A 24,057-nucleotide genomic window follows, 5' to 3' on the forward strand; every position below is an offset into this window, starting at 1 on the left:
ATGAGTCTCGTGATCGACGACAGGTCGCAGTGGATATGCCAATGGCGTGGGCCGATGCTTCGATTTGCTTGCCTGCATCTAAGCCCACGCGAGGAAGCTGAGGACGCAGTGCAAGATGCGTTGATTGCATTGTTGGAGATCGATTTCAACAAGTTGCAAGCTGTAGACCCCAAGTGCTACTTGTTCGGAATTCTCAAAAACAAAATCACGGATCGACTACGCAAGCGCTATAGCGGGGAGGTCAGCTACTGCGAAGCGTTTTCGGACGATCTGGATGTTTATTTGTTCAATGAGCGCAGCCATTGGATAGAAGGCGTCGCTCCTGTAGGCTGGCACAGGCCAGACGAACGGCTGCAAACAGATCAGTTCTTTGCCGTGGTCGATTTGTGCGTGCACAACTTACCGACCAAGCCTGCCCAGGTGTTCAGCATGAAGGAGTTTCTGGAGTGCGATGCCGATGAAATCTGCGCCACTCTGGGCTTGAGCAAAACCGATTACTGGCAGTGCATGAGCCGGGCCCGCAAACAAATACAGCTGTGCTTGAGCCAGAAATGGTTCGGAGGTGCCAGTCAATGATGACTTGCAAGCAATACATCTTTCACATCACATCGGGGCAATCCGAGGAAGCAGGCGCTATCGACCGTTTCTGGGCTGCTCAGCACCGGCTTATTTGTTATCGCTGTCGGAATTTCACTCGCAACGATCAGCAGCTTTCGACAATCCTCAAAGACTATCGGGAAGACATTCTTGATCCCGATAAGCCGGTCAAAGATTGAGTCTGTCATGTATTGACGGATAGGCCTCGCGCTCTGCAATCGCTTGCTGCAACCGCTTGGCGCGCACATGGCGGGGGCCCAGGTCTGCGGCCAGGGCCTGCAGTTCCTCGGTGCTCATCTCGTCGGTTTTCTTGCGGCGCAGGGCTGCCAGGTCGTGCTTGGCAGCCAGTTGGGCCGCTGCATTGCCCTGCTCCTGCAGCGCATCGGCCTGGGCGCGCGCGCTGGCTTCCTCCCCCTTGGCCTGCACCACTTTTTTGAGGCGGCGCTGCTCGTTCGCCTCACCCACATCCGCCGGTCCGCCCTGGGCGGCGTGTTCTGGCAGCTCCTGGGGGTTGGGCTTGTACTGGCGCCCCACCCAATCGGCGGCTTCGGCCGCAGCGGCATCCACTCACCTTCACCCAGCATCTTCACCGCGGTGCTGTCGATCAGCAGGTGCGGCTTGGATGGAGTTCATTCTGGTTGTCCGTATGTAAGGTGAATTTGTTTTTTCAGTGCCCTGTATTGTTCGTACTTGGGATGACGAGGCCCGTCAATCGAACAAACATGCTCACCGCCAAGCATCGGCAATCCCCCAATCACACCACCACGAGTGGTGAAGTGATTGTACCGAGCAATCACTTCTCCTGTATCCAAGTCACTTATGGTGCTCACGCTTCTGCTTATCGGTATTGCAGTCCCACCAACCAGTTCCCGCGCCGAAGACGTCTCGACACCACGCTTCGTGTCCACAACCTTTGGAAAGATTTGCAACCCAGTCTCCTCAGCGCACAACCTCTCAAACTGCCGCATCCCCACTATGTGATCCACAAATGGCACAACCATGAGCAGCATGAACACGGCGACAGTGAGCACCCGTTGCCCTACATGCGTGGCGATGCCGATCCACTTGGGCAAGTGTGACGCCAGAAACCAACTCAGCCATACCCAAAATAGCCCAACCGCTAGGAAAGAAATTCCAATCATTTCTTCGAGTCCCTCGCTTGCTGTGACTTTAATGATGAGCGACGTTGTTGCATAAATCAGCCTGAGGCCAGACGTTCCACCAAACGTGGATATGCCATAGCCACCGTGTGCGGGCAGCCCAGTTCAGTAAACCATTTGATGCCGTGCATCTTGGTCTCCACCAGGTTGCGCCAATCGTATCTGTATCTGTACGCGTGACATCCGTACCAGTCACGCGTGACGCATCCGTGTCGGGTACGGAATCACCCGTGACATCGTTGCTGGGCGCGGCTTTGGCGGCCTTTTCTCGCGCGCGCTGACGCTTTCTTGCGCTCGGCGGCAGTGGTGTCGGTATCGCTGCGCATCTGCAGGCCATCCCACTTCACCGGCTGCAGTGTGGCCTGGTCTACCAAGCCAACCTCAGCCAGGCGGGGCGCCACTTCCTCCAGGGAACGAACGTCCAGGCCCAGCTTGACCGCCACCTTGCGCATCAACAGACCGGGGGCATCCCCCCTCTGTCCAGCAGCCCCTCACCCTTCAGGCACAGCAGCGCCACAAAGTGCCAGCGGTCTTCAAAGGCCAGCAACTTCAGCTTGTCGTCATCGACCATGCGTGTGTACACGCGGAACCATGGCAGTTGCTTGCTCATCGGGCACCCCCTGTTGATTCGGGGCCCGCAAATGGGCCTATGAGCTTCATCAGCGCTTCCGTACGCTTGGCGTCATGGTTCACTTTCTCCAGCACCATCTGAGTGAGCGGACAGTCTACGAACTCGCAAAAACCGGGCGCCTGAACTGCTACAGGTTTGGCGCCGCAGTTCGCTTTGAGCAATCCGATGTTGAGGAGTACAAAAAATCATGCCGATCCGTTTCGACACCCGCAACCAGCGTTGGCGCTTTGAGTTCGACCAGGTTATTGCGGGCCAGCGGCAGCGGGCTAGCCGCCTTCTTCCAAAAGGCTACACCAAAGCCGAAGCGCAAAAGTTCGACCTCGAGGAAACCAAACGACTCCACGCCGTTGCAGCTGGCGTCAACAAACCAGAGCCATTGATCGAAGATGCAGTGCTCCTGTACTTGAAGCACCACGCCCCAGCACTCAAGAGCTTTGACAACATCGTGCGCGAGCTAAAGGCTTGCTACGAAGCCTACGCAGGCAAGCCCTTCACCGCCCTGCCGGCGATTGCACTGAGCTACAAGCCGGTGGACGACAACAAGAAGCCCATGGCTGCGGCCACGGTGCGCAACCGCCTCTCTTACCTGCGGGCAGCCTGCCGCTACGCATGGAAGCACCACGGCCTGGGCGACAGCAACCCCGCAGAGCGTGTGAGCATGCCCAAGGTGCGTAATGAGCGGCACGTCTACCTTGGGCGCCCGGAATTCCTGGCCATCTGCCGCAGAATCAAACCGGGCAAAGCTCGGGCTGCGATCAGGATTGCGTTCTACAGCGGCATGCGTGCAGCAGAAGTGGGACATGCCAAGGTACACGCTGGAAGCGATGTGTTCGAACTGGACGGACAGCACACCAAGAACGGTTGCCGCGCGTGGTGCCAATTCATCACAGAATTGCTCACATTGTGCGCAACCCATCGTTGTGGCCAGTGCAGCCAACCAAGTGGACCGTGAGCAAGGCTTTCAAGGCTGGCGCCAGGGCTGCTGGGTATGGGCATGCTCGGCTGCACGATCTGCGTCACAGCACGGCCAGCGAGATGATCAATGCAGGAGTTGACCTCTACACCGTGGGCGGAGTGCTGGGGCACAAGTCGGCAATCAGCACCAAACGCTACAGCCACCTTGCCACCCAGACGCTGCAAAGCGCAGTCGCGTTGGTTGGCAAAAAAACCCGCACAACGCCCAAACGAAAAGCCCCATAAATGCGGCTTCCACTACAAATATATGAGCAAAGAAAAAGCCCCGTGTATTGCTACACGGGGCTGTGTTCTTTGGTGGGTCCTGCGAGATTCGAACTCGCGACCAACGGATTAAAAGTCCGCTGCTCTACCGACTGAGCTAAAGACCCGACCTGTAGCTTTGCAAAACAAGCTGCTTAGCTAGCGAAGACCTAGATTGTAGCATCGGTTTTCAGACGCTCTGGGAAATTGCACCATTTTTTGAAGAACGCGCGATCTCGTCGAGCACCCAGCCTGCCGCGCACTGCCCGAAGGTGGCCGTCACCGCCACCACCGAGCCATAGCCACTGCAGTTGAGGCTGCTGTCCGCTGCACCCGAAAGCTGGCAGGAGGCATCCGGAGGTGCCACCGATTCGCGGCTGAACACCGTCATCACGCCCATCTTCTTGCCTTCCTTCGGGGCGTTGAACTCCTTGCGCAGGCGGTAACGCATTTGCGCCAGCAAGGGATCGTGCGTGGTCTGGGACAGGTCATCCACCTCGACCTTGTGCGCCAGGCGCTTACCGCCTGCCGCGCCCACGCTGATGAAGCACCGCTTGGCACGGCGCGCCCACTGGGCCATCGCCACTTTGGCCTTGACCTGGTCACAGGCATCAATGACCGCATCGACCCCAGCCGGCAGGATGGCAGGCCAGTTTGCCGGCTCTACGAATTCCTCGATCCCATGCACCACGCACGCCGGGTTGATTTGCGCGATCCGGTCGCACATGGCATCCACCTTGGCCTGCCCCACCGTGCCGGTGAGGGCATGAATCTGGCGATTGATGTTGGACTCCGCCACGTTGTCCAGGTCAATCAGCGTCAAGGTGCCCACACCACTGCGCGCCAATGCCTCGGCCGCCCAGGAGCCCACACCGCCCACACCGATCACGGCGACATGGGACTGCCGGATGCGGGCCGCGCCCTGCACGCCATACAGGCGCTCCAGCCCGGCAAAGCGACGCTGCAGATCTGCAGTACCCAAAAAATCATCGCCGGCAGGGCCGGCGATAGAGTTGTGCACAGGGTTTGATGCCGTCATCACTTCAAACGTTGCAGGCGCTCTTTGGCGGTGCTTGCCGCTTCCGAGGCCGGGTAGTCGCGCACCAAGTCTTGCAGGGTTTTGACCGCCCCCTTGGTATCTTTCAATTCGAGTTGGCAGTTCGCAATGGACAGCGAGGCATCGGCAGCACGGGTGTGCTGCGGCGCGGCCTTGAGCATGGAGCGGAAATTGGCAATCGCTTCCTTGTAGTCACGGCCGGCATATTGGGTGTTGCCCAGCCAGAACCGCGCAGAAGGCATGTACCCGCTGTTGGGGTAGCTGTTCACGAAGTTCGCAAAGGCTTTGCGTGCACCGGCAAAGTCGCCAGCCCGGAACTGCTCCAGCGCGGCATCAAAGTCACGCTTTTCCGCAGGATCCGCCGAGAACTCCAGGCCATCGACCTGCACCTGCACGGGCTCAAACCTGCGCAAGCGATCGTCCAAGCCCTTGGCCAGATCTTTCTGGCGGCTTTGCAGCTCCGCCACCTGGCGTTCCAGCTGCTCATTGGCGCCGGTGAGCTGGGCGATTTCGCGCCGCATGGATTCAATTTGCGACTGCAAGTCCAGCAGGCTGCGACGCATCTGGGCCGTTTCCTGGGTGCTGGTGTCAAAGCGTTGGCGCAATTCCAGAATGGCACGGCGTGCTTCCGCATCTTCCAGGAAGGCGTATGCCGGATGAACCAGGACCGTGCACAGGCCCAGAGCGGCCAGTACACGGACACTCATCCGCAAAGATCCATTGCGAATGCTCATGCTTTAACGGTAGGAGATTTCAGCGCGACGGTTCTGCGAGTACGCAGCTTCGTTGCTGCCAGCGGCAGCAGGCTTTTCTTCACCAAAGCTCACGGCTTCCACTTGGCTGTCGCTCACGCCCAGCAGGTTCAGGGAACGGCGCACAGCTTCTGCACGCTTTTGGCCCAGAGCCAGGTTGTATTCACGACCACCGCGCTCGTCGGTGTGACCTTCAATGGTGACCTTGCGAGCAGCGTCAGCCTTGATGAAGCGCGCGTTGGCGTCCACCAGACCTTGGGCTTCGGACTTCACGACAAAGCTGTCGAAGTCGAAGTACACCACGCGACCCACACCCTTGGGGCCGCCATCGGCAGCGATTTGACCGCCTGTCAGATCCACACCGGCCACACCGCTGGCGGAGCCGGAAGTGTTGGCGCCACCGTTGTTGTTGCCAGCGTTGGCGTTTTCGTCCAGCTTGACGCCGGAAGAGCAGCCAGCCATCAGGGCGGCCACGGACAATGCGATAGAAACTCGCTTAAACGTAATCATCAAAATTCTCCTTGCCTAGGAATTACTAGGTAATTAATAGAACGCAACCCGCTAACAAAGGTTTACGTCAATTCAATATTTTTGATAAGGGCCCCAATCGGGTTCCCGAATCTCACCACCCTGCCCTGCCAGACGTGCCTTGATCTTGCCGTCCAAGGTGGTCGTCATCAAGGCTTCGCGCCCGCCTTGCTTGGTCGCGTACACGATCAGGCGGCTGTTGGGCGCAAAACTCGGGCTTTCATCATCGCTGGTGTCTGTGACAGCGGTGGCAGTGCCACCATCCAAGTCCATCACGTACAGCTTGAAGGCACCGCCGACGCGCGAGATGTAGGCCAACCAGCGACCATCTGGACTGACTGCTGGAGAGATGTTGTAGTTCCCGGTGAAGGTCACACGCTGGGCCGCACCGCCGCCTGCACCAACCTTGTAGATCTGGGGGGAGCCGCCACGGTCGCTGACGAAGTAGATGGTCTTGCCATCGGCCGAGAATGCGGGCTCGGTGTCGATGCCATTGCTCTGCGTCAGGCGGGTGGGCTGACCACCCTGCGAGCTGATGCGGTACAGCTGCGACAAACCATCGCGCGTCAGGGTCACCGCCAGCGAGGCGCCATCGGGCGACCAGGCCGGTGCACTGTTCGAGCCGCGGAAGTTCGCCACCAGGCGACGTCGGCCGCTGGCGACCTCATGCACATACACCACGGGCTTGCGCGCTTCGAACGACACATAAGCCAGCTCGCCACCGTTGGGCGACCAGGCGGGCGAGATGATGGGCTCGGTGCTGGACAGCGCAGACTGGGCGTTCTCGCCATCGGCATCGGCCACCCACAGCACATAGCGCTTGGCGGCCTTGGTCACGTAGGCGATGCGGGTCGAGAAAATGCCGCGCTCGCCGGTCAGCTTTTCATAGATGAAGTCCGAGATGCGGTGCGCCACCAGACGCAGGTCCGCTTGGGTGACGGCAAAGCCCTGGCCACCCAGATCCTGCCCCTTGACCACATCCCACAGGCGAAAGCGCACATCAAAACGGCCATCGGCCATGCGTGTGATGCTACCGGTCACCAGGGCGTCGGCGGCGCGCTGGCGCCATTGCGCCATGTCGGGGCGCGAGGTTTCGTCCAGGCGCTCGCTGCTGGCATCGACGTTGCGGAACTGGCCGCTGCGCTCCAGGTCGGCGCGCACGATTTGCGAAATCTTCTGGGGGGCACCCTCTTCACCGCGAAAGCTCGGCAAAGCAATCGGCAGCTGGGTCAGGCCCACGCCGGTCACTTCGACCCGGAACTGGGCCAGTGCAGGCAGGACAGGGGATGCGGCCAGTGCGGCCAGCAGGGAGCGGCGTGAAGCAAGCGGCGTGAGCGCCTGCAGGGAATGGAGGGGGGATTGGTGTTCAGTATTCATGCGCAGCCATCATGTGCCGGATTAGGCTCCGGGTGCTCCCTAGGATGTTACACACACTTGTGCGGGTCTGGACACATAGTCGCTGTGTCAATGTGTTTAAGAGGGTGGGTACAGCGGGCACGTAGAATCCTGGCCCACATGCAAAACACCGACAAAAACATTCGCATGGCGGCCCCCGCCACCAGCGACCTGACCCTGCGCCAGCGGCTCGTGCGGGTGGCGCCCTATTTTGGTCAGCAGCGCATGGCCTGGGGGATTGCCATCCTGGCCACGCTGGTGGGCGCTGCCACGGAACCCCTGATTCCGGCGCTCTTGCAGCCCTTGCTAGACAGCGGCTTCACCCAAGGCACGCTCAATCTGTGGATGGTGCCCTTATTCATTATCGGGCTGTTCCTGGTGCGTGGCGTGGCGCAGTTCGCGGGCCAGTATGCCCTCTCGCGGATCGCCAACGAAGGCATGCTGCGCCTGCGCAAAGACCTGTTCACCCGCATCCAGGTCGCGCAGATGGACCTGTTTGCCAAGCAATCGGCCAGTGCGCTGTCTAACACCGTGGTGTACGAGGTGCAGACCGGTGCCACGCAGCTGGTCCAGGCCTTTTTGGCCATCTCGCGCGACGGCTTCACCCTGGTGGCGCTGCTGGGCTATCTGCTGTACCTGAACTGGCAGCTGACCCTGGCCGTGGCCTTCATCGTGCCCGCCGTGGGCTGGATCATGAAAACGCTGTCCAAGCGCCTGTACCGCATCACCAAGAGCAGCCAGCAGGCCACCGACGCCCTGGCCTATGTGGTCGAGGAAAACGTGCTGGCCCACCGCATGGTGCGCCTGCACGGCGCCCAGCAGGCCCAGGCCCAGCGCTTTGTGGGCCTGAGCCGCGAGCTGCGCAAGCTCAACATCAAGTCCACGATCGCCTCCGCCGCGATGACGCCCACCACCCAGCTGATGGCGGCCATCGCCCTGTCGGCGGTGATCTGCATCGCCCTGTGGCAGGGCCGCAGCGAGAACGTGAGCGTGGGCAGCTTCGTGGCCTTCATCAGCGCCATGCTGATGCTGATCGCCCCGCTGCGCCGCATGGCCGACGTGGCCAACCCCATCACGCGCGGCGTGGCGGCCCTGGAGCGGGGCCTGGCCCTGATGGAAGACAGCAGCGCCGAGCCCAGCGGCACGCAGCGCCCTGCCGAGGTGCGTGGCGCCATCACCCTGCGGGACATCAGCGTGTCCTTTGGCGATGACAAGGCCCCCGCCCTGCAACAGGTCAGCCTGCAGGTGCAGCCTGGCGAAGTGGTGGCCCTGGTCGGCCCGTCCGGCGCCGGCAAGACCACCCTGGTCAATCTACTACCCCGCTTTCTGGACCCCACAGCCGGCGAGGTGCTGATGGATGGCGTGGCCCTGCCGGACTGGGACCTGCACTACCTGCGCCAGCAGTTCGCCATGGTCAGCCAGGATGTGGTGATGTTCAACGACAGCGTCGCCGCCAACGTGGCCCTGGGCGCCGACGTGGACGAGGCCCGCGTCTGGTCCTGTTTGGAAGCCGCCAACCTGGCCGAGCACGTGCGCCAGATGCCCCAGGGCATCCACACCGAAGTGGGCCACAACGCCACCCAACTGTCCGGCGGCCAGCGCCAGCGCCTGGCCATCGCCCGCGCGCTGTACAAGGACGCGCCGGTGCTGATCCTGGACGAGGCCACCTCGGCGCTGGACACCGAATCCGAGCGCCTGGTGCAGCAAGCCCTGCAGACCCTGATGCAGGGCCGCACCACCCTGGTGATTGCCCACCGCCTGTCCACCATCGAGCACGCCGACCGCGTGGTGGTGATGGAGCGCGGCCGGATTGCCGAACAGGGCACGCACGCCGAACTGCTGGCGCTCAACGGACTGTACGCCCGCCTGCAGGCGCATGTGACGGGCCACTGAGCCCGCAGGCAACGCCGCCCAGCACGGGCCATGCCCTCTGCGCCCGCGCTGCAGGGCGCGGTTCACCGCCCAAAGGCTGCACAAAAAAAAGAGCGCCTGGCGCTTGTCCAGCCTGAGGTTCAATGCCAAAACCATTGAAAACCCAGGTGAAGCAAGCGTCAAGCGCTCTTTTTATTGCTGCATCCAACTACCACGTGGCCTTGGAGCGGCGCGTGGCGTCGTAAGCGGTCTGCAGGATGCGCACCATGTAGTCGCGGTCCGAGCGGCGTGCAAAGTCCACCGCCGTCAGGCCCAGCTGGTTGCGCAGCTGCACGTCGGCACCGGCATTCAGCAGCAGCTCCACCATGGCCTGGGAGCCATATTGCGCCGCCAGCATCAGCGGCGTGCTGCCATTGGGCGACTCAGCATCGATGTAAGCGTGCTCGTCCAGCAGCAGCTGCGCAATCGCCAGGCTGTGCGGCGCGTCGGCGCTGGCGGCGTAGTGCAGCGGTGTCCAACCGGGCTGGTTGATGCGCGCGCCCAGCGACAGCAGTTCGCGCACCAGATCCAGCTGGCCCTTGATGCAGGCCAGCATCAGCGGGGTCTCGCCCTGCGGATTGGCATCGTTGACCCGCAGGCCGGGCGCCTGCAGCAGCACCTGCGCCACGCGCCAGGAATCGTTGCGCATGGCGCGCACCACCCCGGGGTTACCATGGCTGTCCCGCGTGTTCGGGTCCAGCCCGCGCTGCAGCAGCTCGCGCACGCGCACAAAGTCGTCGCGGATGATGGCGGTCTCGAAATCCGCAGCCAAGCTGGCCTGCGCGGGCCAGGCCCACACCAGCGCACTGGCGCCGGCGGCTTGCAACAGGGCGCGGCGCTTCATCCGCCCACCACGCCCGTGAACAGGCGGTCAAAGTTGTCACTGGTCATCTGGGCCACCTCCTCCACACGCAGACCCCGCACCTGCGCCACCTGCTGGGCCACATACGGCATCAGCGCCGGGGTGTTGGTCTTGCCCCGGAAGGGCACAGGCGCCAGGTAAGGGCTGTCGGTTTCGATCAGCAAACGCTCGGCCGGGACATAGGCCGCCACATCGCGCAGGTACTGCGCGCTCTTGAAGGTGACGATGCCCGACAGCGAAATGTAAAAGCCCAGGTCCAGCGCGGCCTTGGCCACCTCCAGGCTTTCGGTGAAGCAATGGAACACCCCACCGGCACTGCCTGCGCGGCCGTCCTCGCCCTCTTCGCGCAGGATGCGCAGCGTGTCCTCCTGCGCCGCACGGGTGTGGATCACCAGGGGCTTGCGGCACTGCTGGGCCGCACGGATGTGGGTGCGGAACCGCGCGCGCTGCCACTCCATGTCGGCGATCGTGCGCCCGCCCTTGCGGTCTTCCATGCCGTAGTAGTCCAGGCCGGTCTCGCCAATGCCCACCACGCGCGGCAGCGCGGCCCGCTCGACCAGGTCCTGCACGCTGGGCTCGGTCATGTGCTCGGTGTCGGGGTGCACACCCACGGTGCACCACAGATTGCCATGGGCCAGCGCCAGCGCATGCACATCGGGAAACTCTTCCATGGTGCAGGAAATGCACAGCGCGCGCGTCACCTGGGCGGCGGACATGGCCTCCAGGAGGGTCGGCAGTTGGGCCGACAGTTCCGGAAAATTCAGGTGGCAGTGGGAATCGGTAAACATCAGCGGGCTATCGTACAAAAAACAATGCCGACCGGGGCACGCCCCAGCCGGCATGGCAGAAAAAGCGGTGCGGCCTTACAGGGTCTGCGTGGGTCGGTCCGAAGCAATCGCCGTGCCCAGCATCTGCTCGATCTTGACCTTGAGCTGGGCCGACTTGTCGTCCTTGGGGAAGCGTACGCCAATGCCTTGCGTGCGGTTGCCGCCGGCGCCCGCGGGCGTCACCCAGCCGACCTTGCCGGCAATCGGGTAGCGCTGGGGGTCTTCGGGCAGGGTCAGCAGCACATAGACATCGTCCCCCAGGCGGAACTCCCGCGGCGTGGCGACGAAGATACCGCCTTCAGCAAACAAGGAGATGTAGGCCGCGTACAAAGCCCCTTTCTCCTTGAGGGCCAGTTGCAACACACTGGGACGGGGTGGTGATGGCTGCATGCTCATATGGCTGAAATAAGTGGCGTCAGGCCTTGGAGTGTAGAACCGTGCGGGCCTGGGCGACAAGCGCCTCGGTCATCAAACCGGCGTTGAACGGGTGCTCGGCGGTGCGCGCCTCCTGGGCCAGGGACTTGGCCCAGCGCGCCAGGATCATGGCCGATGGCGGCGCCGGCAGGTCCTGCGCGGCAAAGTAGCGCGGGGCCGCCCCCTGGGCCACGCACATCAGGTCGTGGCAGAGCTTTTGCAGCCACTGCACCACATCGGGCTGGCTCATGTCCGCAAAAATGGCTGCGTCGCCGGCCGCCACGGCCTTGGGCAGGCGCTGGAACAGCTCCAGCCCCTTGCCCGCCTGGGCCATGGCCAACGCATCCAGCGGGCGGCCGCCGGCGGCACGCAGCCAGGTCTGGGCCGGCCCCTCGGCCAGGCCCTGGGCCTGCAGCCACTGCAGCATCTGCGCCTCGTGCGGCCACAGCATGGTGTGGGTCAGGCAGCGGCTGCGGATGGTGGGCAGCAACTGGTGCGCGGCTTCTGTGGCCAGCACGAAGCGCACATCCCCCGGGGGCTCCTCCAGCGTCTTGAGCAAGGCATTGGCCGTGATGGCGTTCATCTGCTCGGCCGGGTAGACCAGCACCGCCTTGCCACGGCCACGTGCGCTGGTGCGCTGCGTGAACTCCACCGCATCGCGCATGGCGTCGACACGTATTTCCTTGCTGGGCTTGCGCTTCTTGTCGTCGATCTCGGCCTGGGCCTTTTCGCTCAGCGGCCAGCCACGCGCCAGCATGTCGGCCTCGGGCATCAGCACGCACAGGTCGGCATGGGCGTGCACATCAATGCTGTGGCAGCTGGCGCAGTGGCCGCAGGCCCCGTGCGCGCCGGGCTGCTCGCACAGCCAGGCCCGCACCAGGGCCATGCCCAGCTCGAACTGCCCCATGCCCGAAGGGCCCTGCAGCAGCCAGGCGTGGCCGCGCTGGGCCATCAGGGATTGGTGCTGCGCCTGCAGCCAGGGGGCCAGGGGGGTGACGGCGTCGCTCACGCAGCACCTCCCGCCAGCCAGCCGCGCGCCTGCAGCACCGCGGTCACCTGCTGCCACACGGCCTCGCGGCTCTGGTGCGCGTCGATGCGCGCAAACCGCCCCGGGGCCTGGGCACAGCGGCGGGCATAGCCATCCGCCACCGCGGCAAAGAACGCCTGGGGCTGGGCTTCAAAACGGTCGGGCACGCGCGCGGTGGCCAGACGCTCGGCCGCCACAGCGGCGGGCAGGTCGAACCAGATGGTCAGATCGGGTTCACGCATCAAACTGGCCTCCAGCCCGCACCCCGTCTGCGCCATGCGCTCCAAAACCAGGAGCTTTTGCCAGTCGAAGCCCCGCCCTGCACCCTGATAGGCGAAGGTGGCATCGGTGAAACGGTCGCTGATGACCACCTCGCCGCGCGCCAGCGCGGGCTCGATCACCTGGACCAGGTGGTCACGGCGGGCGGCAAACACCACCAGGGCCTCGGTCAGCGGGTCCATGGCATCGTGCAGCAGCAACTGGCGCAGCTTTTCCGCCAGCGGCGTGCCACCGGGCTCGCGCGTCAGGGTCACCGTGCGCCCGGCCTGGCGGAAGGCCTGGGCCAGCGCGTCGATGTGCGAAGACTTGCCGGCGCCGTCGATGCCTTCAAAAGTGATGAAAAGTCCGGAAGGTGCAGCGAGGGTCACAACAAGGTCTCAATACAGATCAAAAGGGTGCGGCGGCCCAGCACGGGCCCCACCGCACAGCGGCACGCCACAGTTTAGGGGGTGCCGCGGATGTAGCGGTTGACGGCACGGTTGTGCTCGTCCAGCGTCGGGCTGAAATGGCTGCTGCCGTCACCACGCGCCACGAAATAGAAGGCCTTGGTGGGCTCGGGCCGCACGGCGGCCATCAGCGAGGCCTTACCCGGCATGGCAATCGGCGTGGGCGGCAGGCCGGCACGGGTATAGGTGTTCCAGGGCGTGTCGGCCTGCAGGTCACGGCGACGCAGGTTGCCATCGAACGCCTCGCCCAGGCCATAGATCACCGTGGGGTCGGTCTGCAGCCGCATGCCGATGCGCAGGCGGTTGGTGAACACGCCGGCCACCAACCCGCGGTCGCTGGCGCGACCGGTTTCCTTTTCCACGATGCTGGCCAGGATCAGCGCCTCGTCCACGCTCTTCAGCGGGGTGTCGGGCGTGCGCTGCTCCCAGGCCTGTTCCAGGTGGCGCTCCATGGAGCGCAGGGCGCGGCGCAGCACCGCCAGCTCGCTGCTGCCCCGGGCGTAGGTGTAGGTGTCGGGGAAGAAGCGCCCTTCGGCAGCCACGCCCGGTCGCTCCAGCGCGGCCATGATCTCGGCCTCGCTCATCTGCGCGGTGTCGTGCTTGAGGAATTCATCCTGGGCGATCGCCGCGCGCATCTGGCGGAAGGTCCAACCCTCTACAAAGGTGATGGCGCGCAAGCTTTCCTCGCCGCGCACCAGCTTCTGCAGCAGGCTACGCGGCGTGGTCCCGGCGGTGATTTCGTAGTTGCCGGCGCGGATCTGGCGATCCTGCTGCGACAGGCGGAACCAGTAATAGAGCAGGCGTGCATCGGTCTGCACACCGGCGCGGACCACCGCCTGCGCCACGCCGCGCGGCGTGGTGCCGGGCTCCACCTCGAGCTCGATGCTCTGGCTGGCCATGCGCAGGGGCTGCCCCAGCCACCAAGCTGCCGCACCGGCCACCACCGCCGCCATACCGGCCAAAAACAACAGCACTATGAGTAAGCGTCGCACAACCTTTTGCGTCCCATGAAAAAGATCGGGGATCATAATTCACCCATGACCCAGACTCTTCAAGGCATAGCCCCCATTTCGCACCTCGGCATCATCCGCGTACAGGGTGAAGACGCTGCCCAGTTTCTGCACAACCAACTGACCAATGACTTTGCGCTGCTGGATCTGCAGCATGCGCGCCTGGCCGCCTTCTGCTCGGCCAAGGGCCGCATGCAGGCCAGCTTCATCGGCTTCAAGCGCGCGGCGGACGACATCCTGCTGGTCTGCAGCCGCGACCTGCTGGCGCCGACCCTCAAGCGCCTGTCCATGTTCGTGCTGCGCGCCAAGGCGAAATTGAGCGATGCCAGCGCCGACTTCCAGCTGCTGGGTCTGGCCGGCGATGCCGTACCGGGCAGCCTGCAGGCGCCCTGGAGCCTGCAGACCACGGCCGACGGCGCCCACATCGTGCAGCTGTATCCCGCCGCCCAGCAACCCCGCGCGCTGTGGGTGGCACCGGTGGCCACCCCGGTCCCCACCGGGGCGGCGCTGAACGCCGAGGCCTGGCTGTGGAGCGAAGTGGCCAGCGGCGTGGCCACCGTCTCGCAGCCGGTGTTCGAGCAGTTCGTGCCCCAGATGCTGAACTATGAGTCCGTCGGCGGCGTGAACTTCAAAAAGGGCTGCTACCCCGGCCAGGAAGTGGTGGCGCGCAGCCAGTTCCGCGGCACGCTCAAGCGCCGCGCCTTCATCGTGCATGCCGCCGGCCCTCTGTCGGCCGGCGCCGAAGTGTTTGCGGCCAGCGATGCCGAGCAAGCCACAGGCACTGTGGTGCAGGCCGCCCCGCGCCCGGACGGTGGCTGGGCCGCCATCGTCAGCATGCAGATCAGCGCCGCCGGCGAAGCCCTGACCGCAGGCAGCGCCAGCGGCGAGGCCCTGCAGCTGCAAGCCCTGCCCTACGCTCTGCTGGACGACATCTGATACGCAATTCCGCGTACGGCACGCGGGTGCAAGTGGACTAAAATTCTCGCTTGGCCTGTGTCCAAGCTCCGCAGTGTTCGCGCTGAGGAACTGGGCTTCTGGCCGTTGGCCAGCATGCGAAAAAATCCAAATTCTCAGGAACCCGGTTTTTTCAGCATATAATCTAAGTCTTGTCGGCGTGTAGCGCAGCCTGGTAGCGCACTTGCATGGGGTGCAAGGGGTCGCGAGTTCGAATCCCGCCACGCCGACCATTGATATAGGAAAAGGGCTAACAGCATGCTGTTAGCCCTTTTTTGATGCCGAATTCATTTCTATTTTTCGCCCAGCACCTGGGCATCGACCGAGCAAAAAAATGATCGAAGGTTTGATTACCGGACGCCTGACCACCGACCCCAGCGAACGCACCGACCGCTTTGGCAAGACCTTCATGGTGGCGCGCATGCGTGCCACCGTGGGCGACGGCGGCCTGCGCGCCAACACGGGTGACGGCCCCAGCAGCCTGTTCGTGAACGTGGTGGCGTTCGACCCCGTGCCCTGCAACCAGCTGCGCGAGTTGCAGGAAGGCGATGTGGTGTCGCTGGTCGGCCCCCTGACCCCCAAGGTCTGGACCGACCGCCAGGACATCAGCTACCCCGCCCTGGACGTGGTGGCCTACCGGGTGATGGCCTTGCCCCGCCCCGCCACGCCGGATTACCAGGGCTGATGTACCCACCGGGCGATGCCTGTCATCTCAAAAAGTCATATAAAAATAATAATTAATTCTCACAAAGAATATGGATGCCATATTACAGTGCTGCATCAATTCTTTGAGAGTGTGAGATGGTGAACAAACGCCTATTTATCCAAGCTGCACTGGCGGTTGCAACTGCCGGTGCCTTCAGCGTGCACGCCCAGGACGCCATCAAGGTGGGCGTCACCGCCGGCCCCCACGCCCAGATCATGGAGCACGTCAAGCAGGTCGCCGAGAAAGACGGCCTGAAGATCCAGATCGTCGAATTCAGCGACTACGTGCAGCCGAATGCCGCCCTGGCCGCAGGCGACCTGCAGGCCAACAGCTACCAGCACAGCCCCTACCTGGATGCCCAGGTCAAGGACCGCGGCTACAAGCTGGTGAAGCTGGCCAACACCGTCAACTTCCCCATCGGCCTGTACTCCAAGAAGGTCAAGAAGCTGGACGAACTCAAGACCGGCGCCAAGTTCGGCATCCCCAACGATCCCACCAACGGCGGCCGCGTGCTGCTGCTGCTGCAGGACCAGGGCCTGATCAAGCTCAAGCCCAACGCCGGTCTGAAGGCCACACCACTGGACGTGATCGAGAACCCCAAGAAGCTGCGCTTCGTGGAACTGGACGCCGCCCAGCTGCCGCGTTCGCTGGATGACCTGGACGCCTCGGCGATCAACACCAACTTCGCCATGTCGGCAGGCCTGAACCCCAAGAAGGACGCGATCGCACTGGAGCGTGCCGATGGCCCCTACGTCAACATCCTGGTCGTGCGCGCCGGCGACGAAAAGCAGGCCTGGGCCAGCAAGCTGGTGAAGGCCTACCAGTCGCCGTCGACCCGCGAATTTGTGGAAAAGCAATTCCAGGGCTCGGTGCTGCTGGGCTTCTAGTCCTGCGCCCCACTGCCGCCCTCCAGCCCCTGGCCTTGGTCAGGGGTTTTTTCATGTGGGGTGCAGCAAATTCCATAGCTTGCAGCGCTTGCCATACCTGGATTTCAGCCCCTTTGCGGTGCAACTTGCAGCAAACGCAGGCGCCAACCGCTATCAAATTAGCCAACCCGGCCCAGACAACACCGCCCCAGCCGCCACGTTACGAATGTAACCCGGGGTGCTAGAATGCGCCCCCGTCACCCTTGCCCACGCCCTGGCGGCGGGCGCCAGGTGGCCCCACGGCCCCGCTATGCCCCACATAGCGGGGCTTTTACATCGTGATTTCACTGCGTCATCGCACGATGGCGCATCGGCATCCCGATCTTGACGAAGCAAACCGGCCCGCAGAGGCCCATTTTTTATGCCCGATGACAGTCCACACCGTTTTTCCAACCACGCGCTGCTGCTGACCCAGCGGCCTGCACGTCCCCAGGCCAAGCCGCCCGAGTTCACCACCCCTTGATTTCCTGTAGAGGTAGATAAATTGACCACCCATCATGATTCGCATGGAGTCGCCAAACTCCAAAAGACACTTGTCCTGTGGCAAGTCATCATCATCGGCCTGGCCTACATCCAGCCCATGACGCTGCTGGATACGTTCGGCATGGTGTCGCGAGACAGCCTGCAGCACGTGCCCACGTCTTACATGATTGCGTTGATCGCCGTGCTGCTGACCTCGCTCAGCTACGGTCACATGATCCGCAAGTACCCCTCCTCGGGGTCTGCGTACACCTATGTGCAAAAGTCCATCCACCCGAACGCGGGCTTCATGGTGGGCTGGTCCTCCTTGCTGGACTACCTGTTGTCCCCCATGGTCAACATCCTGCTGGCAAACATCTACCTCACCGAGCTCTTCCCCAACGTCAACCACTGGGTCTGGATCATCAGCCTGTCGCTGATCATGGTGGGCGTGAACCTGCGCGGCGTGCGCTTCGTCGCCAACTTCAACAGCCTGATCGTGCTGCTGCAGGTGCTGATCATCGGCTTCTTCACCGTGCTGATCTACCAGAAGCTGTCCGCCGGCCAGAACGCCCTGGGCGACATTGCCCAGCACGGCCACGACGCACTGTGGAGTTTCAACCCCTTCTGGAGCGCCAGCACCGAAATCGGCGCCCTGATCACCGGCGCCACCATCCTGTGCTTCTCGTTCACCGGCTTCGACTCGCTGAGCTCGCTGGCCGAAGAGACCAAGGACGTGAAGAAGACCCTGCCGCGCGCCATCTTCCTGACCGCACTGATCTCGGGCGTGATCTTCGTGGCCGCCACCTACTTCATGCAGCTGTACTTCCCCGGCAACCCGGAACAGTACTTCGAGCTGGTCGACGAAACCCAGCCTGAAATCCTGCTGCTGGTCGGCGGCGCCTTCTTCCAGTCCGTGGTGCTGAGCTTCGCCATCGTGACCGTGATGGCCTCGGGCATTTCCGCCCACGCCGGCGTGTCGCGCCTGATGTACGTGATGGGCCGCGACGGCGTGCTGCCCAAGAAGTACTTTGGCTTCATCAGCCCCAAGAGCTTCACCCCCGCCTTCAACATCTGGCTGGCAGGCGTGATCTGCCTGACCGCCGGCTTCCTGAGCCTGGAGTTCGTGGTGGCGCTGATCAGCTTTGGCGCACTGACGGCCTTCAGCTTCGTGAACCTGTCGGTGATCTGCAGCTACGGCTTCCGCGACGGCCGCCTGAAGACGCCCAAGGACATCCTGAACTTCTTCGTCGTGCCGCTGCTGGGCTTCATCTCCATCGGCGCGCTGTGGCTGGAGGTGGAAGACACCTCGCTCAAGGCCGGCATCAGCTGGGCCGCCGTGGGCATCATCTACCTGGCCTGGCTGACCAAGGGCTTCCGCAAGGCGGCCCCCCAGCTGCACGAGGAAAAGCTCTGAGCCAGCCCCGCCGCGCATACGGCTGACGGCATGTGCGGTACACGGTCATAGGTATTCACAGCCCGGGCAAGACCCGGGCTTTTTTTGCCTGCGCCCGCACGGGCCCAGGCCGCAGTCAGCAGTCGCGGCTGGTGTGGCCTTGCCTTGCCGCCGCCCTGCGGCACCAGCCACGCCCAAGCCACGACTCAGTAGTGCAGAAACACGTGGTCGCCTTCCTGCTGCACGCGCACCCCCGCGGCCATGGCACTGAGTGCGCCCAGCACGCTGCCCGCCACCCCGCCCAGCACCACGCCCACCCCGCCGGCCATCAACGCGCCCAGGGCGCAGCCCAGCACGGCCCCGGCGATCATGCCGCCCCCGGTCAGTGCCGAACGCACCTCGCGCGCCATCTCGGCGTCATCCAGGCCCACCTGGGCCGCAGGGTCCGGGTCCTGCGATGGCACACCGCAGCCTGGGCGGGCCTGCTCCAGCAGATCCGGATCGGTGGAACGGGCCGTGACGCCCTGGGATGGATGGTCTTTCATGGGGGCACCTCCTGGCTGGCGTGCAGACATGCCATGCACAACCCCGGTTGTACGCCCCTGCCCCACCACCGCCTGCAAGCCAAGACGGTCTGCCTCTGTCAGCCAGCACAGCACGACCCTCAGCTTTGGCGCGCTGGTGGCGCACCCGCCACGGGCGCACTGCCGCCCTTTCACCTCACGCACCCCATGTTTGGCCGATGCAGCACCCGGGGTGGGCATCCCCACACGTTGATCAAACTGACGAGGCAGCGGATGGGGCCAGATGGGGCGCATGCCGGTGCCCAGTGCACCCGCGCTGCCCCCACGGCAGGTTCACGCCTTCGTCACCAGGGGGCCCACGGTCCGCCGGGTGTAGTGCGCGGCCCAGCCGGCGGTGTCGGTAAACAGGCGCAGGGCCTTGATACGGCGTACTGCGGTCAGTGTGAAGCGGTGCTCCACCCCCTCAGGCACGCGCAGGTAGTCGCCAGCCCGCACGCAGACCACGCGCTCCTCGCCCTGCGCGTCCAGAAAGCCGAAGATCCCCTCGCCTTCCAGGATGTAGCGCACCTCATCGTCGGCATGGGTGTGGGGCTGGTCAAAGCGCTGCAGTGCGGCCTCCAGCCCCGGCGTGGCCGGGTGCAGCACCACCAGGTCCATGCTGTGGTAGCCATGGGTGGCACAGGCATCGGCCACGCTGGCACCCACGGCCTGCACCACCGCGGCCTGTTCCTCGGCATTCAGCGCATCCTGGGCGAGCAATGCGGCCAGGCCAGGCGTAGTGGGCACCGGGCGGCGCAACCATTGCACCCCCAGGTCTGCAACAAATTCAAGATCGGACAATATCGGGCGGTTCATGGCATTTCCTTGGGAAGTCAGGCCCCCACGCTCCATCACACAGGAGGTGCTGGCGCTCTGCAGCGCCCGTGCATGCCCCCGGTGCTTGTGCCCTGCTGCGCCTGGCAGCAGGTGTGCGCACAAAATTAGCGCAAATCCACCCCAGGGTAAACACGCATATGCTTATGCTGTGCGCGTCCGCAAAGACCGGGCGCCGAACGGTGACCAGGCCACTGGAAGCCCCCACCCCGCAGGCTGCACCCGCCATGAAAAAAGCCGTGCACAGGGCACGGCTTGCTCGTGGTAGCACAGCAGCGGCTTACTTGTGGCTGATGCGGCGCACGATCCAGTCACCAAAGCTCTGGATGGCCTGCACGAAGAAGATCAGCAGGATCACCACGGCCAGCATGATGTCCGGCAGGAAGCGTTGGTAACCGTAGCGAATGCCCAGGTCACCCAGACCGCCGCCGCCGATGGCCCCGGCCATGGCCGAGTAACCCGTCAGGCTGACGAAGCTGATAGTCAGGCCGGCCACGATGCCCGGCAGGGCCTCGGGCAGCAGCACCTTCCAAACGATCTGGCTGGTGGTGGCGCCCATGGACTGGGCGGCTTCCACCAGGCCGTTGTCCACTTCACGCAGCGAGGTTTCGACCAGGCGCGCGATGAAGGGCGCTGCGGCAATCGTCAGCGGCACCACAGCCGCCCAGGTGCCGATGGACGAGCCGGTCACCAAGCGTGTGAACGGGATGATGGCCACCAGCAAGATGATGAAGGGTGTGGAGCGGATGGCGTTGACGATCCAGCCCACGGTGTTGTTCAGCGGGGCGTTTTCCAGCACCCCACCCTTGTCGGTCAGGCGCAGGAACACGCCCAGCGGGATGCCGATCAGGCCGCCCAGCAGACCCGAGATGCCGACCATGATCAGCGTCTCCCAGAACGAGTCGATGAACAACTCGATCATCATTTCCGAAAAATTCTCGAACATCGCTTCGCCCCTTACGCCTTCACTTCCACCACCTGCACCACCACACCGCTGTCACGCAGGTGGGCGATGGCCGATTCAATCCTGGCCGCATCGCCGCTGGCATACACCGCCAGCGAGCCGAACGTCTGCTCCTGGATCTCGTCGATCTGACCATGCAGGATGGACAGGTCCAACCCCAGCTCGCGGATCAGGTGCGACAGGATGGGCTCGTAGGCGCTCTCGCCGGCATACGACAGGCGCAGCAGCTTGCCGCTTTGCCCGGCAGGCAACTTGGCAGCCAAAGACTGCACGCGCGCCAGCACGCTGTCGGGCAGCTCCTGGGGCACGATCTCGTCGATCAGGCTCTTGGTGATGGCCTGCTGGGGACGGGTGAACACATCGATGACCGAGCCCATCTCGGCGATTTCGCCGGCATCGATCACGGCCACGCGGTCGGCAATCTGCTTGATCACCTGCATCTGGTGCGTGATCAGCACCACGGTCACGCCGAGTTCGCGGTTGACCTTGCGCAGCAGGTCCAGGATGGAGCGTGTGGTCTCGGGGTCCAGGGCCGAGGTGGCCTCGTCCGACAGCAGCACCTTGGGGTTGGACGCCAGCGCGCGCGCAATGCCCACGCGCTGCTTCTGGCCGCCGGAGATCTGCGCGGGGTAGCGGTCCGCCAGGTGCGACAGGCCCACCAGCTCCAGCAGCGGGTCGATGCGTTCCTGGATCTGCGCCTTGCTCATGCCGGCCAACTCCAGCGGCAGCGCGGCGTTGTCGTACACGGTGCGCGAGGACAGCAGGTTGAAGTGCTGGAACACCATGCCGATTTCATGGCGCGCAGCGCGCAACTGCGCATCGCCGAGCGTCATCAAATCGCGGCCGTCGACAATCATCTGCCCCGAGGTGGGACGGTTGAGCAGGTTGATGCAGCGCACCAGCGAGCTCTTGCCCGCGCCAGAGCGCCCGATGATGCCGAAGATTTCGCCCTGCTCGATGTGCAGGTTGATGTGCTTGAGCGCTTCGACAGGCCCCTTGGGGCCTTGGTAAGTCAGGGTCAGATCCCGAATGTCGATCATGTAGTCAGCCACGGCACGCGCCCGCTCATGGCCTGCGGCATGCCCGAAAAAATTGGAATGGTGGAATGTAACGTGCCGATATAAAACAGCAAAAGAATCAATGCTCCAGTAATAAGATGCATTGGTTATATCGGCGAGCCTGGGGCTAACCCGCAATGATGCCTGAAATGCGGCCGCCCAGGCGCAAGCCGAGGGTGAAAACCATGGCGCCAGCGCATGTCGGCACGGCGATGCGCTACACAAATCGATGCAGCCAGCGCGCGATCTTCCTACTTTTCAGATGCGTTGGCACCTGAAACACAGACAGCATCAGCGCCAGCTGCTCTTATTTGTAGTAATTGGGCTCGTAGGGCTTGTCGGTGAAGACACCGATCAGGCCCAGGGACAGTTCCTTGTCCGTGCCCTTGTAGGCTTCGTACATCAGGCGCTTGAGCGCATCGGCGGCGCGGCTGGAACGTTCGCCGGTGTACAGGTTCTCCTCGATCACCGCGCCCGTGGTGGTGAGCCGCACCCAGGCGGCCGAGCCCAGCGCCACGCGCTCCAGCGTGTCCATGGGCACGTCGAAGGCGGTCACGCCGGGCAGGCCCGACGCATCCTTGGCCTTGGAGCGCACCCGCAACGGCGCATGTGGCCGTGCATTGAACTCGATCGCCTCGATCTGGGCCTGTCCGCCCCAGGTGCCCACCAGCAAGGTGGCACGGTTCGGCGTGGTGCTGCTCCAGCGCACGCCCAGCGTCGGGCAGTGCGCCACGCGCCCACAGTCCATGGGCAGCGGGGCGAAGGCCACGGTTTTCACCTGCGTGGCCTTGTCTTCCTGCACCTGCACCACCGCCTCGGTGCCGCCTTTGCCACTGCTGGCACAACCGGCCAGCACCAAGGCCCCCAAGGCCACCCCCATCCACTGTTTCATACGCACCTTCTTAATTCAAAATTTGCCTGCCGGCAGTTGTGCCGGCAACCACACCACATGTTGCCATGAAGCGCGCCTGCCCATTCACGCTTGTGCCTCGGCACGGTCCACGCCAGACGCTGCCGCGTCATCCTTGGGCCGGGCGGCCGCCGCGGCCGCGCCCATGAAACGCGGCGCACTGCCCGGCAGTACCAGCCGCGTGCCGCAACGGCGGCAATAGCGCGAATCGTCCTCGTGCCGCTCCAGCCCGCAGGCCTCGCAGTCCACGCCCTTGAGGCTGGCCTTGGTGCCCACATTGCGCGACAGCTCAGCCCCCACAATGCCGGTGGGCACGGCCAGCACGCCCCAGCCCAGCAGCATCATGATGGAGGCAAAGATCCGCCCCAGCGGCGTGGACGGTGTCACATCGCCGTAGCCCACGGTGGTGACGGTCGAGATCGCCCAGTAAATGCCCATGGGCACGCTGGTGAAGCCATGCTCCGGCCCCTCGATCACGAAGATCAGCGCCCCCATCACGAAGACGATCAGGGCCACCACGCTCAGGAAGACGAAAATCTTGCGCCCGCTGGCCCGCAGCGCCTGCCCCAGCATCAGGTACTCGTTCAGGAAGTTGCGGAAGATGGGGAAAATGTGGAAGGTGCGCACCAGGCGCAGCGCCCGCACCGCCGCCAGGAAGTGCGCCTCCGGGTAGAAGATGGCCAGGTAGGTGGGCACGATGGACAGCAGGTCGACCAGCCCGTAAAAGCTCAGCGCATAGCGCCAGGGCCGGCGCACCGAGATCAGGCGCAGCGCGTATTCCACCGTGAAGCCGATGGTGAACAGCCACTCCAGCCCCCGCAGCAGGTAGTACATGCGCCAGTCCTGCGCAATCGCCGGAATGCTGTGCGCAATCACCACGCACAGGCTCAGCACGATGGCCAGGGTCAGCCGGCGCTCGAAGCGCTTGCCCATCTCGGTGTTGCTCTCGAACACCGTGCGGTAGATGCTCTGCCGCCAGCGCGCCACCGGCACGCCCAGCCGGTCGGCAGAAGGGTAGTTGTCGCGGAAAAATTCGGAAATCGAAGCAAACAAACGCATGAAAACAGGTTGGCCAGCCACGGCATGGCCGCAAGACTGGCAAGTGCACCACAAGAAAAAGGGCCACGCCTGTGCATCCACTTGGCGTAGCCCCGCTGGCCCGTATTGTAGAAA

Annotated in this window: 28 protein-coding genes, 2 tRNA genes and 1 pseudogene; 11 read left to right on the top strand and 20 right to left on the bottom strand. The window is 63.7% G+C overall.

The window, feature by feature from the left end; genetic code table 11:
• A complete protein-coding gene (locus tag FYM52_RS02590; RefSeq protein ID WP_154162992.1) occupies window positions 1–576 on the top strand; it encodes a sigma-70 family RNA polymerase sigma factor in 576 nt (191 codons plus the stop codon).
• A gap of 189 nt (window positions 577–765) precedes the next feature.
• On the opposite strand, the gene FYM52_RS02595 is transcribed toward FYM52_RS02590, so the two are convergent.
• Complete coding sequence (locus tag FYM52_RS02595; RefSeq protein WP_154162993.1) at window positions 766–1,164, bottom strand: hypothetical protein; 399 nt, start codon at window positions 1,162–1,164, stop codon at window positions 766–768.
• A 155-nt stretch (window positions 1,165–1,319) separates the two neighbouring features.
• On the opposite strand from FYM52_RS02595, the gene FYM52_RS18835 reads away from it, so the two are divergent.
• The gene (locus FYM52_RS18835; protein ID WP_154162994.1) at window positions 1,320–1,676 is read left to right on the top strand and encodes a hypothetical protein; all 357 of its coding nucleotides are present in this window, start codon (window positions 1,320–1,322) and stop codon (window positions 1,674–1,676) included.
• Window positions 1,677–1,981: 305 nt separating this feature from the next.
• Here FYM52_RS18835 and FYM52_RS02605 read toward each other — a convergent pair whose 3' ends face one another.
• Together FYM52_RS02605 and FYM52_RS02610 are read right to left on the bottom strand one after the other, a co-directional pair.
• Window positions 1,982–2,209, bottom strand: coding sequence for a hypothetical protein (locus tag FYM52_RS02605; protein ID WP_043386332.1), 228 nt, complete (start codon window positions 2,207–2,209; stop codon window positions 1,982–1,984).
• Complete coding sequence (locus FYM52_RS02610) at window positions 2,209–2,367, bottom strand: hypothetical protein (protein WP_154162995.1); 159 nt, start codon at window positions 2,365–2,367, stop codon at window positions 2,209–2,211. Before FYM52_RS02610 ends, FYM52_RS02605 begins: the two co-directional genes overlap by 1 nt.
• Window positions 2,368–2,441: 74 nt before the next feature.
• Between FYM52_RS02610 and FYM52_RS19160 the strand changes: the two are divergent.
• The 3 genes and pseudogenes from FYM52_RS19160 to FYM52_RS18640 all read left to right on the top strand — a co-directional run.
• Window positions 2,442–2,525, top strand: a pseudogene (locus tag FYM52_RS19160) (hypothetical protein); the annotation flags it as partial.
• Between the two features lie 50 nt (window positions 2,526–2,575).
• Complete coding sequence (locus tag FYM52_RS18635; RefSeq protein WP_238826085.1) at window positions 2,576–3,340, top strand: hypothetical protein; 765 nt, start codon at window positions 2,576–2,578, stop codon at window positions 3,338–3,340.
• Complete coding sequence (locus FYM52_RS18640; protein WP_162524633.1) at window positions 3,337–3,588, top strand: tyrosine-type recombinase/integrase; 252 nt, start codon at window positions 3,337–3,339, stop codon at window positions 3,586–3,588. Before FYM52_RS18635 ends, FYM52_RS18640 begins: the two co-directional genes overlap by 4 nt.
• A 70-nt stretch (window positions 3,589–3,658) precedes the next feature.
• On the opposite strand, the gene FYM52_RS02625 is transcribed toward FYM52_RS18640, so the two are convergent.
• The 5 genes from FYM52_RS02625 to tolB all read right to left on the bottom strand — a co-directional run bounded on the left by FYM52_RS02625 (window position 3,659) and on the right by tolB (window position 7,320).
• Window positions 3,659–3,734 (bottom strand) — tRNA-Lys (locus tag FYM52_RS02625).
• Window positions 3,735–3,796: 62 nt separating this feature from the next.
• Window positions 3,797–4,645: a ThiF family adenylyltransferase gene (locus FYM52_RS02630; protein WP_043386337.1), complete on the bottom strand. Its 849-nt coding sequence runs from the start codon at window positions 4,643–4,645 to the stop codon at window positions 3,797–3,799.
• Window positions 4,645–5,370, bottom strand: a complete 726-nt coding sequence (gene ybgF / locus FYM52_RS02635) for a tol-pal system protein YbgF (RefSeq protein WP_225890615.1) — start codon at window positions 5,368–5,370, stop codon at window positions 4,645–4,647. The genes FYM52_RS02630 and ybgF overlap by 1 nt, the downstream gene beginning before the upstream one ends.
• Window positions 5,371–5,400: 30 nt before the next feature.
• Window positions 5,401–5,925 carry a peptidoglycan-associated lipoprotein Pal gene (gene pal / locus FYM52_RS02640; RefSeq protein ID WP_043386342.1) on the bottom strand — a complete coding sequence of 175 codons (525 nt, stop codon included), beginning with the start codon at window positions 5,923–5,925 and terminating at the stop codon, window positions 5,401–5,403.
• 72 nt (window positions 5,926–5,997) lie between these two features.
• On the bottom strand, window positions 5,998–7,320 hold the full coding sequence (gene tolB, locus FYM52_RS02645; RefSeq protein WP_042420025.1) for a Tol-Pal system beta propeller repeat protein TolB: 1,323 nt from the start codon (window positions 7,318–7,320) through the stop codon (window positions 5,998–6,000).
• A gap of 138 nt (window positions 7,321–7,458) precedes the next feature.
• Between tolB and msbA the strand changes: the two genes are divergently transcribed.
• Window positions 7,459–9,231: a lipid A export permease/ATP-binding protein MsbA gene (gene msbA, locus FYM52_RS02650; RefSeq protein WP_154162998.1), complete on the top strand. Its 1,773-nt coding sequence runs from the start codon at window positions 7,459–7,461 to the stop codon at window positions 9,229–9,231.
• A gap of 187 nt (window positions 9,232–9,418) precedes the next feature.
• Here msbA and FYM52_RS02655 read toward each other — a convergent pair whose 3' ends face one another.
• From FYM52_RS02655 to mltG, 6 genes are all read right to left on the bottom strand, one after another.
• Window positions 9,419–10,093 carry an ankyrin repeat domain-containing protein gene (locus tag FYM52_RS02655; protein ID WP_154162999.1) on the bottom strand — a complete coding sequence of 225 codons (675 nt, stop codon included), beginning with the start codon at window positions 10,091–10,093 and terminating at the stop codon, window positions 9,419–9,421.
• A complete protein-coding gene (locus FYM52_RS02660) occupies window positions 10,090–10,899 on the bottom strand; it encodes a TatD family hydrolase (RefSeq protein ID WP_154163000.1) in 810 nt (269 codons plus the stop codon). Before FYM52_RS02660 ends, FYM52_RS02655 begins: the two co-directional genes overlap by 4 nt.
• Before the next feature lie 75 nt (window positions 10,900–10,974).
• Window positions 10,975–11,334 (bottom strand): PilZ domain-containing protein, encoded by a 360-nt coding sequence (locus FYM52_RS02665; protein ID WP_043386360.1) that lies wholly within the window; start codon window positions 11,332–11,334, stop codon window positions 10,975–10,977.
• A 19-nt stretch (window positions 11,335–11,353) separates the two neighbouring features.
• Entirely contained in the window at window positions 11,354–12,361 is a 1,008-nt protein-coding gene (locus tag FYM52_RS02670) for a DNA polymerase III subunit delta' (RefSeq protein ID WP_239224484.1), read from the bottom strand.
• Window positions 12,358–13,026: a dTMP kinase gene (gene tmk / locus FYM52_RS02675; RefSeq protein WP_045266927.1), complete on the bottom strand. Its 669-nt coding sequence runs from the start codon at window positions 13,024–13,026 to the stop codon at window positions 12,358–12,360. Before tmk ends, FYM52_RS02670 begins: the two co-directional genes overlap by 4 nt.
• Window positions 13,027–13,100: 74 nt before the next feature.
• The gene (gene mltG, locus FYM52_RS02680; RefSeq protein ID WP_370513790.1) at window positions 13,101–14,057 is read right to left on the bottom strand and encodes an endolytic transglycosylase MltG; all 957 of its coding nucleotides are present in this window, start codon (window positions 14,055–14,057) and stop codon (window positions 13,101–13,103) included.
• 84 nt (window positions 14,058–14,141) lie between these two features.
• Between mltG and FYM52_RS02685 the strand changes: the two genes are divergently transcribed.
• The 5 genes from FYM52_RS02685 to FYM52_RS02705 all read left to right on the top strand — a co-directional run bounded on the left by FYM52_RS02685 (window position 14,142) and on the right by FYM52_RS02705 (window position 18,576).
• Window positions 14,142–15,050 (top strand): folate-binding protein YgfZ, encoded by a 909-nt coding sequence (locus FYM52_RS02685; RefSeq protein ID WP_154163002.1) that lies wholly within the window; start codon window positions 14,142–14,144, stop codon window positions 15,048–15,050.
• 174 nt (window positions 15,051–15,224) lie between these two features.
• Window positions 15,225–15,301, top strand: a tRNA-Pro gene (locus tag FYM52_RS02690).
• Window positions 15,302–15,402: 101 nt separating this feature from the next.
• Window positions 15,403–15,753, top strand: a complete 351-nt coding sequence (locus FYM52_RS02695) for a single-stranded DNA-binding protein (protein ID WP_042420047.1) — start codon at window positions 15,403–15,405, stop codon at window positions 15,751–15,753.
• A gap of 116 nt (window positions 15,754–15,869) precedes the next feature.
• On the top strand, window positions 15,870–16,661 hold the full coding sequence (locus FYM52_RS02700; RefSeq protein ID WP_154163003.1) for a MetQ/NlpA family ABC transporter substrate-binding protein: 792 nt from the start codon (window positions 15,870–15,872) through the stop codon (window positions 16,659–16,661).
• A gap of 523 nt (window positions 16,662–17,184) precedes the next feature.
• A complete protein-coding gene (locus FYM52_RS02705) occupies window positions 17,185–18,576 on the top strand; it encodes an APC family permease (RefSeq protein ID WP_238826086.1) in 1,392 nt (463 codons plus the stop codon).
• A 185-nt stretch (window positions 18,577–18,761) separates the two neighbouring features.
• On the opposite strand, the gene FYM52_RS02710 is transcribed toward FYM52_RS02705, so the two are convergent.
• The 6 genes from FYM52_RS02710 to FYM52_RS02735 all read right to left on the bottom strand — a co-directional run bounded on the left by FYM52_RS02710 (window position 18,762) and on the right by FYM52_RS02735 (window position 23,943).
• Window positions 18,762–19,100: a hypothetical protein gene (locus tag FYM52_RS02710; protein WP_045266931.1), complete on the bottom strand. Its 339-nt coding sequence runs from the start codon at window positions 19,098–19,100 to the stop codon at window positions 18,762–18,764.
• Window positions 19,101–19,412: 312 nt separating this feature from the next.
• Window positions 19,413–19,934: a cupin domain-containing protein gene (locus FYM52_RS02715; RefSeq protein WP_154163004.1), complete on the bottom strand. Its 522-nt coding sequence runs from the start codon at window positions 19,932–19,934 to the stop codon at window positions 19,413–19,415.
• 298 nt (window positions 19,935–20,232) lie between these two features.
• The gene (locus FYM52_RS02720; RefSeq protein ID WP_042419617.1) at window positions 20,233–20,898 is read right to left on the bottom strand and encodes a methionine ABC transporter permease; all 666 of its coding nucleotides are present in this window, start codon (window positions 20,896–20,898) and stop codon (window positions 20,233–20,235) included.
• Between the two features lie 11 nt (window positions 20,899–20,909).
• Window positions 20,910–21,956 carry a methionine ABC transporter ATP-binding protein gene (locus tag FYM52_RS02725; protein ID WP_154163005.1) on the bottom strand — a complete coding sequence of 349 codons (1,047 nt, stop codon included), beginning with the start codon at window positions 21,954–21,956 and terminating at the stop codon, window positions 20,910–20,912.
• A 325-nt stretch (window positions 21,957–22,281) separates the two neighbouring features.
• Complete coding sequence (locus tag FYM52_RS02730) at window positions 22,282–22,866, bottom strand: hypothetical protein (RefSeq protein ID WP_154163006.1); 585 nt, start codon at window positions 22,864–22,866, stop codon at window positions 22,282–22,284.
• A gap of 84 nt (window positions 22,867–22,950) precedes the next feature.
• Window positions 22,951–23,943, bottom strand: coding sequence for an ion transporter (locus FYM52_RS02735; RefSeq protein ID WP_154163007.1), 993 nt, complete (start codon window positions 23,941–23,943; stop codon window positions 22,951–22,953).
• Window positions 23,944–24,057: the final 114 nt, after the last annotated feature.

Source organism: Comamonas sp. CAH-2 (genome assembly GCF_009668305.1).
Classification (GTDB): Bacteria; Pseudomonadota; Gammaproteobacteria; order Burkholderiales; family Burkholderiaceae_C; genus Comamonas; species Comamonas aquatica.

What these genes read in the sequence shown, in the direction of transcription:
- msbA (WP_154162998.1), top strand. Translation starts at nt 7,459, where the DNA reads ATGCAAAACACCGACAAAAACATTCGCATGGCGGCCCCCGCCACCAGC.
- tolB (WP_042420025.1), bottom strand. Translation starts at nt 7,320, where the DNA reads ATGAATACTGAACACCAATCCCCCCTCCATTCCCTGCAGGCGCTCACG.
- FYM52_RS02695 (WP_042420047.1), top strand. Translation starts at nt 15,403, where the DNA reads ATGATCGAAGGTTTGATTACCGGACGCCTGACCACCGACCCCAGCGAA.
- FYM52_RS02605 (WP_043386332.1), bottom strand. Translation starts at nt 2,209, where the DNA reads ATGCGCAAGGTGGCGGTCAAGCTGGGCCTGGACGTTCGTTCCCTGGAG.
- FYM52_RS02710 (WP_045266931.1), bottom strand. Translation starts at nt 19,100, where the DNA reads ATGAAAGACCATCCATCCCAGGGCGTCACGGCCCGTTCCACCGATCCG.
- mltG (WP_370513790.1), bottom strand. Translation starts at nt 14,057, where the DNA reads ATGGCGGCGGTGGTGGCCGGTGCGGCAGCTTGGTGGCTGGGGCAGCCC.
- FYM52_RS02725 (WP_154163005.1), bottom strand. Translation starts at nt 21,956, where the DNA reads ATGATCGACATTCGGGATCTGACCCTGACTTACCAAGGCCCCAAGGGG.
- FYM52_RS02735 (WP_154163007.1), bottom strand. Translation starts at nt 23,943, where the DNA reads ATGCGTTTGTTTGCTTCGATTTCCGAATTTTTCCGCGACAACTACCCT.
- FYM52_RS02715 (WP_154163004.1), bottom strand. Translation starts at nt 19,934, where the DNA reads ATGAACCGCCCGATATTGTCCGATCTTGAATTTGTTGCAGACCTGGGG.
- FYM52_RS02630 (WP_043386337.1), bottom strand. Translation starts at nt 4,645, where the DNA reads ATGACGGCATCAAACCCTGTGCACAACTCTATCGCCGGCCCTGCCGGC.
- FYM52_RS18835 (WP_154162994.1), top strand. Translation starts at nt 1,320, where the DNA reads ATGCTCACCGCCAAGCATCGGCAATCCCCCAATCACACCACCACGAGT.
- ybgF (WP_225890615.1), bottom strand. Translation starts at nt 5,370, where the DNA reads ATGAGTGTCCGTGTACTGGCCGCTCTGGGCCTGTGCACGGTCCTGGTT.
- FYM52_RS02700 (WP_154163003.1), top strand. Translation starts at nt 15,870, where the DNA reads ATGGTGAACAAACGCCTATTTATCCAAGCTGCACTGGCGGTTGCAACT.
- FYM52_RS02655 (WP_154162999.1), bottom strand. Translation starts at nt 10,093, where the DNA reads ATGAAGCGCCGCGCCCTGTTGCAAGCCGCCGGCGCCAGTGCGCTGGTG.
- FYM52_RS02610 (WP_154162995.1), bottom strand. Translation starts at nt 2,367, where the DNA reads ATGAGCAAGCAACTGCCATGGTTCCGCGTGTACACACGCATGGTCGAT.
- FYM52_RS02730 (WP_154163006.1), bottom strand. Translation starts at nt 22,866, where the DNA reads ATGAAACAGTGGATGGGGGTGGCCTTGGGGGCCTTGGTGCTGGCCGGT.
- FYM52_RS02660 (WP_154163000.1), bottom strand. Translation starts at nt 10,899, where the DNA reads ATGTTTACCGATTCCCACTGCCACCTGAATTTTCCGGAACTGTCGGCC.
- pal (WP_043386342.1), bottom strand. Translation starts at nt 5,925, where the DNA reads ATGATTACGTTTAAGCGAGTTTCTATCGCATTGTCCGTGGCCGCCCTG.
- FYM52_RS18635 (WP_238826085.1), top strand. Translation starts at nt 2,576, where the DNA reads ATGCCGATCCGTTTCGACACCCGCAACCAGCGTTGGCGCTTTGAGTTC.
- FYM52_RS02720 (WP_042419617.1), bottom strand. Translation starts at nt 20,898, where the DNA reads ATGTTCGAGAATTTTTCGGAAATGATGATCGAGTTGTTCATCGACTCG.
- FYM52_RS02685 (WP_154163002.1), top strand. Translation starts at nt 14,142, where the DNA reads ATGACCCAGACTCTTCAAGGCATAGCCCCCATTTCGCACCTCGGCATC.
- FYM52_RS02590 (WP_154162992.1), top strand. Translation starts at nt 1, where the DNA reads ATGAGTCTCGTGATCGACGACAGGTCGCAGTGGATATGCCAATGGCGT.
- FYM52_RS02665 (WP_043386360.1), bottom strand. Translation starts at nt 11,334, where the DNA reads ATGAGCATGCAGCCATCACCACCCCGTCCCAGTGTGTTGCAACTGGCC.